Source organism: candidate division WOR-3 bacterium, from assembly GCA_039801085.1.
GTDB lineage: Bacteria > Hydrothermota > Tepidihabitantia > Tepidihabitantales > Tepidihabitantaceae > JAOABP01.
The window spans coordinates 466,854-479,979 of the sequence record JBDRTY010000002.1 but is presented as its reverse complement, the minus strand read 5'-3'; the positions used below and the strand labels follow the sequence as shown (position 1 = coordinate 479,979).

Genomic DNA, 13,126 nt, shown 5'->3' with positions numbered 1-13,126 from the left:
GGTAATCTAACTGTCAAGCTGTTCCAGCTCCTCCCTGAGGAGCTGACGCTCATAAAGCCGGTAATAGAGACCGGACCTTGACAACAGTTCGGCGGGTGTGCCCTGCTCGCTGACTTCACCCTGGTCCAGGACATAGATGTAATCACAGGCGGAAAGCACCTTGAGCCGGTGGGAAACGATAATAAATGTCCTGCCGGGCAGTGCGTTAAAGAGCCGGGCAAAGAACTCCTGCTCGGTATCCGCATCCAGCCCGGAAGTGGCATCATCAAGGATGATTATCTCCGGCTGCAGGAGCAGCGCCCGTGCCAGCGCCACCCGCGCCTTCTGACCGCCGGACAGACCGGTGCCTCGTTCCCCTAACGGCTCATCCAAACCCCGGACAAACTCACGGACATCATCCTCGAGCTGAACCAGTCTTAACAGCTCATGCAAGCGGGAATCATCTGCCCTGCGTCCGAACAGAATGTTGTTTCTCAATGTGTCCGAAAACAGAACCGGCTCCTGCGGTGCATATCCGAACAGCTGGCGATAGGCGATCAGGTTCAGATCTCGGATATCGGTGCCGTTTAATATCACTGTACCCGCATCCGGCTCCATCAGCCGCAGTATCAGCCGCAGCAGTGTGCTCTTGCCCGAACCGACCGTGCCGGCGATACCGATCTTCCTGCCGGCAGGGATAACCATTGACACATTCCTGAGCACCGGCACCCGGTTATAACTGAAGACCACCCGCTCCAGCCGTAGTTCACCCGGCAGCGGTTCGAGATCCGCACCCCGGCGACTGATGCTGTAATCCTCGCGCACCAGCTCCATAATCCGTGTCCCTGCCCCGCTTGCCCTTCTGCCGGAGACAAACAAATTGCCGATATCAAACATCGTCGGCAAAAGCATCAGCTGATAGACATTGAAGGCAACGAACTCTCCCAGAGTCAACCGCCGGGCGATCACCAGTCCTCCGCCCACCCAGAGCACCAGCAGCAGTGCCAGCTCGGCAATCATCATATACAGCACCTGCAGCCGGGATTCAAACCGTGCCTCGCGAACCGCCAGTCCGACCCGCCGGTCCAGCGTCGCTCTGAACCGGCCTGCCAGACCTTCGGCGGTAACAAACGCCTTGACGAGCCTGATACCGGCAAATGTCGACTGGAGCTGGTTGTTGATCTCGGCAATCTGCTCCCGCCAGCGCATGAACAGGCTGTAGATTTTCGGACCGAGCCGGAGCCAGCCGACCACCCCAAGAGTCACCGGCACAATCGTCACCAGCGTCAGCAGCCAGTTCATACGCAGAAGCATCACCAGCGTGAACAGGGCGAGCATGGCGCCGGCGGCGAAACGGAAGATACCGGAACAGGCAAACCAGGACAGCTCCTGCAGGTCGTGGTCCAGCCGTTCCATCACATCACCACTCGGGAAGCGGTTGGTAAACCGGTAATCGTAGTAGAGCAGCCGGCTGAACACCCCGCTCCGAACTTCCCACTGAAATCTTTCGTTAGTCCTGCCCCTCAGAAACGGCAGCAGGACATCTGCCACCGCCCGTGCCAGCCCGAACCCGGAAAGTATCAGCACATAAGTCAGCAGTTTCCGGCTCGTAATCTCCGACTTGATCCCGTCAATGATCAGCCGGAGCAGATAGGGGAAGGCAACCGCCACCGCACTGGCAAATGCGGTCAGCACCACCAGCAGGACCGCCAGCGGAATGTTACGGCGCCAGAAGTCATAAACCACCTGCAATCCGCCTGCCTTGCCCCTAGCCATTGCTCCCCACCGCCTGCTCGACAAACTGCAGCCGGAAAAGCCGGGCATAGATGCCGTCTTTTCTCAGCAGCTCCTCATGCGCGCCCTGCTCTGCGATCCTGCCCTTGTGGACCACGACGATCCGATCAACCAGCTGAATCGTTGCCAGCCGGTGAGCAATGATGATGGCGGTTCTGCCGGCAAGCAGCTCCTGCATGCCCTCCTGAATCAGCCTTTCGGTCTGGGGATCGATTGCAGATGTCGCCTCATCCAGAATCAGCATCTGCGGGTCCCGCACCAGCGCCCGGGCGAATGCCAGCAGCTGCCTTTCACCCAGCGAAAGATTCGCGCCAGCTTCGGTAACCGGGGTTTCATACCCCTGAGCAAAACGCCGGATCGATTCGTCAATCCGCACCCGCTCTGCCGCCCGGATCACCTGTTCGGGGGTAACAGTCTGGTCAAACAGCCGGAGGTTGTCCAGCACCGTGCCCGGAAACAGCACCACCTCCTGCGGCACAAATCCGGTCAGCCGGCGCAATGACTCATTATCAATCTCCTGCAGGTCGATGCCGTCAAAGAGGATCCTCCCCTGCTGCGGACGGTAAAATTTCAGAATCAGTCCGATGAGTGAACTCTTGCCCCCGCCGGTCTCACCGACCAGTGCCACCTTCTCGCCCCGGCCGATTCTGAGATTTATATCCCGGAGCACATACTCCTCACCTTCATACGCAAACCACACCCCCTGAAACTCAATCTCCTGATTGAACCTGAGCGGACCGGTGATTCTGCCGGCAGGCTCGGGCTGCTGGTCCAGAATTTTCAGCGCCCGCTCCGCTGAGGCAAACGCCCGCTGCATGATGTTAATCTGGTCCGAAATCGCCCGCAGCGGAGCAAAGAGCCGGCTGATATAGGAGATAAAAAGCACGAGCGTGCCGACGGTCAGCGCACCCTTCAAAGCCCAGCTCCCGCCGACCGCCAGCACCAGTCCGATCCCCAAGAGTTCACCGAAATCAACCAGAAACCAGACCGCATACCAGAGATAGGACGCCTTCAGCTCACCCGTGAACTTCTGCCGGTTCAGCCGGTCCATCCGGGCAGCGAAATTCCCCTCCTGATTGAACACCTGAATCACCGGCAGTCCGCGCAGCGCCTCCACCACCAGATTGTTGATATCAGCCACCCGGCGCCGGACCTCAAGATAAACCGGCCGGACCTTCTTCTGAAACAGGTAAAAGGCAAGCACAAACGGCGGCAGAAGCATCGCCACCAGCAGATAAAGCCGCCAGCTGGTAATGCCCATGATTACGCTCATCCCCACAAGCATCAGGCCGCTCTGGAGCAGCACGACCGAGGTCCGGGTGAAAAGCATCTTCAGCGCCTCGGTGTCACTCTCAACCCGGGAGATGAGCTTTCCGCTCGGATTCTGATCAAAAAAGGACATCGGCAGTTTCAGGATGTGCTCAAACAGCCGCCTTTTCAGATCTGCCGCACCCTGTTCACCCACCTGCGCCAGCCACACGAGCTGGTAATAGGTGGCAACGAAGATGCCGGTCTGAACCGCCAGATATAAAAGCGAGGTAATTGCCAGCCCGTGCAGGTCACTCCGGACGAGGTTGACATCAATCGCCCGCTTCAAAAGCACCGGACCGAGCAGCGAAAGCCCGCTCGAGACCAGCAGCAGCAGGCCGGCTGCCACAATCCTGCCCAGATATGGAGAGAAGAAGGGCCAGAGCCGGCGCAGGTAATCAATTGCCCGGCCCTGTGCCCGCTCCTCCTCCTCAGGCAGCATGAACTCACCATGAAACATAGACCTAAATTATCAGTAAATTCTGCGAGGTGTCCAGTAAGGAAATTGTCCCGGAAAACCGCGGTCAGCGAATCAGAACCAGCCTTCCCCCTTTGGGTGATCCTGCCGCCCGGACAAAATAAACGCCCGCGGGAACGGCATTACCTTTTTCATCTCTGCCGTCCCAGTGCCACTCCGTTTCTGCGGCTTTGACTGCCGGCTTCAGTATCCGGACTGTCCTGCCGGCTTTATCATAAACCACCAGGAGAGATGTTGGCAGCGAACCGCGGATAACACAATTCCCGGAAACCGGATTGGGACTGACCGTCACCGCACTGACTCCAAACCCATCACCTTCACTTGTCCCAGGTGGCGTCAGCCTGATCGTGTAAATCCGGCTCCGGGACTGGGCAAAGAGACGGTGTCCATCACGGTCAACATCAACAAATAAGGTGAAATACGGTGCTCCAATCGGAAATTCTATGTAACCGATAACCCGGTCATTAATGCAGTCAACGACGATCACCCCGGTAGTGTCCACCCTCCCCGCATCAGGTCTCTCCCGAATGTCTATGGGGATAAATAGCTTATTATCGTAGAATGCTGTCGTCAAATAAGTCTGAACGCTTGCCCCCGGATAAATCACCTTTATCAGACTCTCCTGGGCACAGTCTATTACTCCGATCACCTCATCATACCCCTGCGGTGAAAGTGTAAGGGCGTTGTAATATACCTTATTATTAGCACCGGTTACCCAGCCCCTAGACCTCCCCCCCGGAAACAGCTTCAGCACCGTATCAGCACCGGCGTCAATTGAAAAAAGCACCCCGTCAAGGTGAATTGGCGAGACATAAACACGGTTGAAAACAGTATCGCAGTACATGTACCAAACAGGATAAGGCACCCGAATAACATGAGTTACCCGTTTCAATGAACAGTCATACACCGAAATAAAAGGCCTGAAGTGATGGGCAATATAAACTTTGTTTACACCTGCATGCCAGTAACACCCTATAGCCCCGTCGAAATCAAGTGGAACCGTTTGCACCACGCTGTCGGTTTCGGTATCAATGACGGTCAATCTGCTCGGAGCGGCGAAATGAACACAGTAAAGGTATTTATCACGGGTTGTCCTGGTCAGCATCCAGGGGTCGGGTAGCACCGGAATCTCACGGAGCACCGTATCGGCAATGCAGTCAATCACCTTCACCATCTGATCCTCATTGACTATCACATAAATCTTGTTTCCCGATTTATCCGGTAAACAGACATTTATTTCGTCATAAATCGGCGCGCCGACTCCAAATGATTTCAGCAGCCTGCCGGTCTCGTCAAGAACCGAACACAGCGACCTGTCCGAAACATTGCCAAAAACATAAAGTTTCCGCACCGCCGGATTCCAGAAGATAGCGCTGATCTGAACGCCGCCCCGAATGCTGTCCACCAGCTGATGCGCTGCCGCATCAAATACATATATCCGGTTACTACTGCTGATGTAAAGACAATTGTTGTTGGGATTGTAGCAGACTGTACCCTGCTGGCGGTTATTATTAACAGCGAGCAGTGTAATTAACGAATCTGTCTGGCAGTCAATTACCGCAACCCCGACATTAGAGTAAAGATAGAGCCTTTTTAATTCCGGAATCGGAATCAGTCCGTAAGACTGATCAGGTGTAATACACGGCAGAATCAGTCGGCCCAGTATGCTGTCACTTGCCGCCCTGATTACATAAATTGTTGAATCGCCTCCTGTGGTTACAGCATAGATTTTATCCAGACCGGGATCATAAGCAAGTAAATTAGCAGCGGCATTTAACCGACGGTATACCGAATCACCACGACAGTCAAAGACCACCAACTCATTCCCCAAAGCCAGGTAAACCTTCCGGTGCTGATTGACATAAATCATATCTGAAGATCTTACTTCCCACGCGGAATCGCTGATAAGAACCTGTTCAGCAACCAAAGGTCTGGTCCGGGCATCAATGATATTCAGCCAGTAGGTGAAATATATTGAGCCTAAATGGATTGAACTTAGAACATAATACTTCTGAATCTCAGGTGCCCAGACAATCCGCACCGGGATTCCGGACCCTATCACAACATAATCAATCAGACGATGGGTTAACCCGTCAAAAAATACCACTGCATTAAACCTTCTCAATTCAGTACTTTCATCACAAACCGCCAGGCAATCCATTGAATCGTCATAAACCATACCCTGAAAACTTTCGTTGATAGTCCAGAGTTGGGCAATTAGACTGTCATTGTGAAAGTCAATCACATCCACCCCGCCCAGTGAATAGAGATATGCCCGGTTGGTTCTCCTGTGCCAGAATCCGGCATAACCATAGGTATCATCAAATCGTCGAACATACGGAATCTCTTTGATAATACGGTTTGTTTCGCAGTCAATCACCGAAATCCAGTGATCACTGACACAGTACAATTTATTCTCGGTTTGCGAAAGAACAAGTTCCTTAGCCACGACACCATACGGCTCCAGTGCTCCATTATAATCCAGCCAGGGAAGTGGTGTCATCCGTTCAATAACCTGAGCATAAAGAACTGCATTAAGAACCGATACCAGCACTGCAAAAACCGCCAGCTTCAAATTACTGCTTATGGATAAGGGCTTCCCCGGGTGCATCACGGACACCCCCTTTTACTTTATAACCACACGGACAGTCTGTGCTTTATTACCGGTGGCAAACCGGACCAGATAAACCCCGGCGGAAACGGACCTGCCGGCATCATCACGGGTATCCCATTCCACAACCGGATAACCGGAGCCAGACTGACCGATGATTAAGCCCCTGATTTTCCTGCCGGAGATTGAATAGACATCACTCCTGACCCAGCCCGGCTTTGCCACCCGGCAGGGTAATCTGACCATTTCCCCCTGACGGACTAAGATTGAATTGCCCCGACAACTATCGTCAAGTAATACACCCTCCGCCTGTCCACCACCACTCTCAGGTTCCTCGTAACTGCCCCACCATCGGCGGTAAAAGTCTCGCGAACCACCACCTACAAACGCATAGATGTAACCCAGATAATAATCCGCAGTAATTGCACCACCCATCCGGACATCGGTGTCAATCCCACCGAAATACTCCCAGCGGAAATTCACATTTTTCTTATATGTTTTCCGGTCACTACCAGACGGCAGGTCACCTGCAAGGCAGTAAATAAACAATTCATTTGTATTACGATTGTATGAGCAGAGTGCACCGCCAGGTCCTAACTCTGCAGTTGGCAGCCGATCCGAGCTTCTCCAACTGTTACTGGCTGGTGAGTAACCTGCCAGATAACCAGTGGATGCAGAAAGCATAAAAATTGTATTATTTTTATAATATATGATTCTATTCCTGTCAATAGTATTTGACGCTGGAACGCGTTTACTTATACTTCCTATCATCACACCAGGAAACCGGTTTGTTGCCATTTCCGCCGGAATCGGGCGGGGACATCCGAACTATCTTGACTCCGTGCTCTCGTTTCTGCCCGATGTACCCAGACTGACACCACCAGGACCGGGCTGGCGGCTGTTAAGACAGCTCTACCGGCTTGGCGGCAGAGGCGGACCGCTGACCGGAATTTACAACCGGATACGGCAATCCGGAACGGTTTCCGCATCGGTATTATCATTGCTTGATCCTAAACTGAGGAAAGAATTTGGCAGTTTCCCGGGAATCGTGCTTGTTGACCATCCACTCCTCGCCCGGCTGCTGGCACCGGTCTGCCGGGTTGTCTATCTGCACGGTGAGATCGCCGCTCCGAAAAGTGCCGCCATCGCTGAAGCGGAACTGATTCTTGTCCCGCTGGAGCCGACCGCCCGGTGTTTTGAGGCGCTGGGCATCAGCAGCGAAAGAGTGGCGGTCACCGGACTGCTCATCGAACCGCAACTGCTGGCGCGTGCAGAAACCGCCTTCCATAGTCGCCTGGCGCGCTACCGCACTGACCAGCCGCTGACCGTTGCCTTCTTCACCTCCGGCGCCTATCCCCGCCCCCATATGAAGGCGCTCTGCCTTGCCGCCCGCTCCTGTCTTGATGCTGGACACCAGGTGCTTGTCTTTGCCGGCACCGAGGGTAGATTTGCCCCCAGACTTCCCGGCACCATGGTATTTCCCTCCCGGGCTGATGAGAATGAAAAGACCGCCGCGCTTTTTCCCGAAATTGACCTGATGGTGGCAGCAGCGCACGAGCGAACCAACTGGACGCTGGGCCTGGGCTTGCCGATGTTTACCCTGCTACCGCATATCGGACCGTTTGCGCCCCTGAATTTCACCTTTGCTGCAGAACACGGGGTATGTCTGCCGCTAACTCAACCGCAGAAACTGGGCTCAATCATCAATACCCTGCGCCACGCCGGCAGACTGGCAGAAATGGCACAGGCGGGCTGGGGGAAATTTCCGATCACCGGTGCTGAAACCGCTGCCCGGCTGCTGAGCTCTTATCTTCAGTAGTTGGTCCAGGGACCGGCAACGATACGCCTTCCACCGCCCTTGACATCGCTGACATAGACCGCAGGACGGTTAAGTCCGTTTCTCGGTCCGGCATCACCGATCCACGCCTTCAGTCTGCGGTCCGGCGAAATAACTGCGCCCTTCCGAACCGCCGGTGCTGAACCGCCTCTGAAGGCATCCGGATACTGCCACATCCTGCCGGTATTGACATTGACACACCACCATTGCCGCTGCTCCGGATATTTAACTTCAAGCCGGGTGCCCGTGGTCTGATAGATACCAGTGCCGGCGGCGAAAATCACGGTGGTGTCATCAAGCCATTCCGGCGCAAAACCGCTGGTAATCAGGTTTACCATCTGCAGTTCACCGGAGGTAAGGTCATACCTGCCAAATCCGGTCGCAGTGCGGAAGCATGCCCGATAGGCATTCAGCCATCGGGGCTGATAACCTTTGCCAATAATCCGGAAATGAGCCGAATCCGGCTCGGCAACTGCTACCAGACCGGTATCCGCCTGAATCAGTTCCAGAAGCAACCGGTTGCCCTCCGGTGCCGGGACAATTGCACTGACCTCAAACCCCTTGAGTGAAAAGAGATATTTAACCCGGCCGTCAAGCCCAAAATGAACGATGCTGTCCTTATGAAATATCAGCAGTCCGCTGCCGTCTGCCTGCCAGGCATACGGTCCCGCACCCGGCAGTCGCCGGTTGCCACTGCCATCGGTTTTTACCAGCCAGAGCGTCCGTCTCGAACCATCAAAATTGGTATAGGCAATATGCCGGCAATCAGGAGCAAACTTTACGCTCTCAATCTCCCCGCCCGGCTGCAGTTTCAGCCTGCGCACCGGCACCCCCAGACTTTCCAGCTCAATCTCACCCTCAGCCGGCACGCGGTAACTGATCAGAGGAAATGCCCCGGACCTGATCTGCTCTGCAGTCAGCGGTTCCTTCCTGTTCCTGTCCGGCACCAGCCGCCAGAAACTGACCGGTGCCGCAGAATCAGCCCGCGGTCTTTCTGCAATAACCAGCGCGCTGTCGCCTTCATAATAAAGCACCGCCAGCCAGTCGGCATCGGCTGCAACCGCGCCCGGTGACCGGAGCATGCCGCGGTCTGTCTCCAGTTCCCGGAGCTGAAACTGGTTGCTGCTATAGTCAAATACAGTCAGCGCTAACCTGGTGCCGGAACCGGACCAGACCCCGTCTTCAATATAGTTCCGGCGGTCGCCCGGCTCATCCACCAGGAGCAGCTGCCGCACCGAACCGTCACCAAAATTGAGCGTAAACACCCCCCAACCGGTAGTCAGTACCAGCTGCTCACCGGAATGATCCGGAATCACACGGTTAATCACCGATGGTGTCAGGATTCGCACCGGCAACTGGCTGTCAACCCGCACCCACGCCACCACATCCCCGCTCTCCAGCCCCTCAACATCCGAACCTTCGTCATAATAACGGGCAGTAAAAGCCAGCCGGCGACTGTCAGGTGACCAGCACAGGTGCTGAAATTCCACCCGGCTCGCATACCAGCCGAACACCAGCTGAACACCGGCAAGTAACAGAAATGCGGTTTTCTTTCTGACGATAATCCCGTCCTTCAGCGCACCAAAATCATCCGCTGCAGTTCAGTACCGGAACGCACAAAATAGACTCCACGCTGGAGCCGGCTCAGATCATTGAATCCGGGTCTGAGGTCAACTATCCGGCGCCCGCTGATATCAAGAACAACCCCGCCCGGCTGAGGAATGAAAAGTGCGGAGCCGTCATTGACAAACTTTGAATACTGCCTGCCGGTCAGCCGCAGTTCCGCCTCCTCAATTCCGACCGGATAGCCGAAAAATCCCCACATCACCTTGTAGGGGGAAGTGTCACCCTGAGTCCAGACCGCAAGGGCACCCAGACCGCTGGGGGCACGAACCGGTTCACCGATACTGAACAGCCGGCGCACCGTGCCCCTGGTCCAGCCGGTCATGAAATAATATAAATGATAGCAGATGTCCTGAAATCCGGCTGAATCCTCCTGCCAGAAAAGGTAGGACCAGACTGTGCCCACGGTTGCCACCACCGGCACCGTTGACATACCGGCAGTATGATAACCGCCACCATTGCCACCGGCGAAATAGGGATCATAATTTCCGCCGGTGCAGACCTCCCAGGCAGCAGAAAACCGGTCACCAGAAGCGAAGTCAGGGCTCGGATGTGCCAGCGGTTCCGAACCTGACATCAGCACCTGCACCGGCAGCCAGGTGCCATTCACCTGACGCCGCTGGACAATCCGGTAGGGTGCAGGCTGTGCCGGATTGAACTCCTGCCAGATGACATAAATAGTGTCCCGGAAGCACTCGATCGCCGGAAACCGACACTGAGCGGTGCTGTCCGTTGAAACCCGGAACCGCCCACTGATCACCCCGTTCTCATTGACAGTGCGATACCAGATCTGCGGTTGATCCGCACCCTCCTCCCAGACAACATGGGCAACCCCGGTGCTGTCCGCATAGACATCCGGATGACCGCAGTCGGTTCCGCTGGCACTTACATTCACCGGCAGCATCCGGAATTCCAGATTCCGGTAATGAACATTGGGCACGCCCGACCCGGTATCGCTCATCACCCAGACCAGATGCCGATCGCTATCTCTGCCCCAGGTGATTCCCGGATCCCGACCGGGATAAATGCCAACCGGACGGCTCCAGGGCTGAACCGGACCGTTTCCGGATAAACAGTAATAGATACTCTCCCGTGACTGAAAAACGAGTGTGAGCGTATCCCGGTCCGGATAAAGCATCTCGGAGCGATAAGCCAGTTTGTGACTGTTGCTGGGTCCGGTTGCGAAACGGCTGGTTGTGGAACAAATAACGCCGAACTCAAACTGTCCGGCAGCCATTCCTGACAGCAGTGCCACACTCAGCAGCACTCTGCCACTCTTCATGGACACCTCCTTTTGGCTATCAGCAGACCACCACCAGCTTATCATACCATGGATCGCTATTTCTGTCAACCGCTCTGCAGTCTCAACTATCCGCTTGACAGCGGTCAGCAGAGATTTACAATTCTAACCGGTGAATTATAATTATCCCGGGAGGTTACGGCTTTGAAGCCGGCACCTCAAAACTGTGGGGCAGTAGCTCAGCTGGGAGAGCGCCAGAATCGCACTCTGGAGGTCGCCAGTTCAAATCTGGTCTGCTCCACTTTTTATTTTTAAGGAGGGAAAATGGTCATCCTGCCCCGCTATGTCTTTCTTACCAAAGGAGTCGGTATCCACCGGGAACGGCTTGCCAGTTTTGAGGCGGCACTGCGCGACGCCGGTATTGCACCTTACAATCTGGTGCGGGTATCTTCAATTTTCCCGCCCTACTGCCGGATCATCTCCCGTCAGCGCGGACTCAACCTGCTGAAACCTGGTCAGGTCCTGTTTGTGGTGATGAGTGACAACGCTACCAATGAACCCCACCGGCTGATTTCCGCCTCGGTGGGTATCGCCATTCCCAAGGACCCTTCCCGCTACGGTTACCTGTCCGAATATCACTCCTTTGGTGAACGGGAGGACCGCGCCGGCGATTACGCCGAGGACCTGGCAGCTCAGATGCTTGCCACCACGCTCGGCGTTCCCTTTGATCCGGATCTGAGCTACGACAAACGCAAGGAGATCTGGAAGATCGCCCGGGAGATCGTCCGCACCCAGAACATCACCCAGACCGCCATCGGTAACAAGAACGGCCTGTGGACAACTGTTGTGGCTGCCGCTGTTTTTATTACCGATGCCCCGGAAGAAAAGGAAATTGCTGAAGAAGAATCCCAGACCTGATCAGTACCACCTACCCAGCTTCAGCCGGGGATAATAATGCTTCAGTATCTGCCGGTAATCATACCCCAGCCTTGACATCCCGACTGCTCCATCCTGACACATCCCGACCCCATGCCCCCAGCCTTTGCCCTCAAAAATCACCCTGCCCCGACTGATCCTGAGTTCAAAAAAAGTGGATTTGAGACCGAGAGCAAGACGGAAATCAGCTCCATTTACTGTCAGCTCTCCCCGGTCCGTCTTAAAATAAAGTTTCTGCACCCGGTGTGATTCATTATCCCTCATCAGCCGGACACCCTTCACCCGGACCCTGCCTGATCTGCCGCTCAGACGGGCAAGGGTGCGCTCAATGCTGTCAAGTCCGATTGACATCCGCCAGGAGAAGTTGTCGCTCCAGCTGCAGAACGGACGCCCGCCGGCGCCCGGACTGTCCCGGACACTGATCAGAGAGGGATTTGCGCCGTCAGCAGTTACCCCGCCGCAGTTGCCATGATACAGCGCCTCCGCCACTTCATTCTGATACATCAGCACCTCGCCGCGCGTCTCATCAACCGCCCGACTTGCCAGCACCAGCTCCGCACCCGCACCACGGTACTCCTGATCCCGGAGGTAGCTGTCATACAGATCATAACCGAGCCCCTCCCGCCGGCCCAGCCGGCTCAGGGTAAAACTGCGCGCCGCCATCGCCTGTGCCTTCACCGCCTCGTAGGTTTCAGGATTGACCGGACCGATTTCACACGGAACGACACTGTAAAGATACTCCTCCAGCGGCAACCGGTTGACAACCACTGTCCGCCCTGAATCGCTCAGAAAAAAGACTAACACCGCACCCCGATAGCGCCGGGAGCCGACCCGGAGCAGTCCCGAACCGCTGGTAATCACCGCTGTATCCCGGAATACCTGCGGCGGCAGATCGCCATCCGCCAGCCGGAATCCCCGAGGTTGAAAAATCACCCGCACCCGTTTTGATTTCCAGGCTCTGCCGCCAATCCTGACCTGCAGTTCCGGCTCGGCGCTAATCACCACTCCACTATCCGGCACGGTCAGTCGGACCCGCACCAGAACCGGTTCAGGAGTGTGCTCTGACTGTTGATAAACAACCACCGGCTGATAACAGCCGGCGATTATCATTACCACCAGAATTAATCCAGGAACCGGCGTCCGCATCAAAGAAATTTACCCGGAAATGACTGCCGGTCAAACAGAAAAAGAAAAACCCGGCAGCGACCTACTCTCCCACGCCGTTGCCAGCGCAGTACCATCGGCCCTGGAGGGCTTAACGGCTCTGTTCGGTATGGGAAGAGGTGTTTCCCCTCCGGTATCACCGCCGGGAATCTTACA

General features: G+C 55.5%; 9 protein-coding genes, 1 tRNA gene and 1 rRNA gene. 3 read left to right on the top strand and 8 right to left on the bottom strand.

What is annotated here, in order from left to right:
* Positions 1 to 6: 6 nt before the first annotated feature.
* The 4 genes from ABIK48_06495 to ABIK48_06480 form a co-directional block, all read right to left on the bottom strand.
* A complete protein-coding gene (locus tag ABIK48_06495; protein MEO0021805.1) occupies positions 7 to 1,755 on the bottom strand; it encodes an ABC transporter ATP-binding protein in 1,749 nt (582 codons plus the stop codon).
* Positions 1,748 to 3,541 (bottom strand): ABC transporter ATP-binding protein, encoded by a 1,794-nt coding sequence (locus tag ABIK48_06490; GenBank protein ID MEO0021804.1) that lies wholly within the window; start codon positions 3,539 to 3,541, stop codon positions 1,748 to 1,750. Before ABIK48_06490 ends, ABIK48_06495 begins: the two co-directional genes overlap by 8 nt.
* A gap of 64 nt (positions 3,542 to 3,605) precedes the next feature.
* On the bottom strand, positions 3,606 to 6,134 hold the full coding sequence (locus ABIK48_06485; protein MEO0021803.1) for a FlgD immunoglobulin-like domain containing protein: 2,529 nt from the start codon (positions 6,132 to 6,134) through the stop codon (positions 3,606 to 3,608).
* A gap of 51 nt (positions 6,135 to 6,185) precedes the next feature.
* On the bottom strand, positions 6,186 to 6,653 hold the full coding sequence (locus tag ABIK48_06480) for a T9SS type A sorting domain-containing protein (protein MEO0021802.1): 468 nt from the start codon (positions 6,651 to 6,653) through the stop codon (positions 6,186 to 6,188).
* A gap of 226 nt (positions 6,654 to 6,879) precedes the next feature.
* On the opposite strand from ABIK48_06480, the gene ABIK48_06475 reads away from it, so the two are divergent.
* Positions 6,880 to 7,989: a hypothetical protein gene (locus ABIK48_06475; protein MEO0021801.1), complete on the top strand. Its 1,110-nt coding sequence runs from the start codon at positions 6,880 to 6,882 to the stop codon at positions 7,987 to 7,989.
* Here ABIK48_06475 and ABIK48_06470 read toward each other — a convergent pair.
* Both ABIK48_06470 and ABIK48_06465 read right to left on the bottom strand, forming a co-directional pair.
* The gene (locus tag ABIK48_06470) at positions 7,983 to 9,521 is read right to left on the bottom strand and encodes a hypothetical protein (protein ID MEO0021800.1); all 1,539 of its coding nucleotides are present in this window, start codon (positions 9,519 to 9,521) and stop codon (positions 7,983 to 7,985) included. The genes ABIK48_06475 and ABIK48_06470 overlap by 7 nt on opposite strands.
* 59 nt (positions 9,522 to 9,580) lie before the next feature.
* Positions 9,581 to 10,912, bottom strand: coding sequence for a hypothetical protein (locus tag ABIK48_06465; protein ID MEO0021799.1), 1,332 nt, complete (start codon positions 10,910 to 10,912; stop codon positions 9,581 to 9,583).
* Positions 10,913 to 11,098: 186 nt separating this feature from the next.
* Between ABIK48_06465 and ABIK48_06460 the strand changes: the two genes are divergently transcribed.
* Positions 11,099 to 11,171, top strand: a tRNA-Ala gene (locus tag ABIK48_06460).
* 23 nt (positions 11,172 to 11,194) lie between these two features.
* Positions 11,195 to 11,788, top strand: coding sequence for an arginine decarboxylase, pyruvoyl-dependent (locus tag ABIK48_06455; GenBank protein MEO0021798.1), 594 nt, complete (start codon positions 11,195 to 11,197; stop codon positions 11,786 to 11,788).
* On the opposite strand, the gene ABIK48_06450 is transcribed toward ABIK48_06455, so the two are convergent.
* Together ABIK48_06450 and rrf are read right to left on the bottom strand one after the other, a co-directional pair.
* Positions 11,789 to 12,952 carry a SpoIID/LytB domain-containing protein gene (locus ABIK48_06450; GenBank protein MEO0021797.1) on the bottom strand — a complete coding sequence of 388 codons (1,164 nt, stop codon included), beginning with the start codon at positions 12,950 to 12,952 and terminating at the stop codon, positions 11,789 to 11,791.
* 48 nt (positions 12,953 to 13,000) lie between these two features.
* Positions 13,001 to 13,117, bottom strand: a 5S ribosomal RNA gene (rrf, locus tag ABIK48_06445).
* Between the last annotated feature and the right edge of the window lie 9 nt (positions 13,118 to 13,126).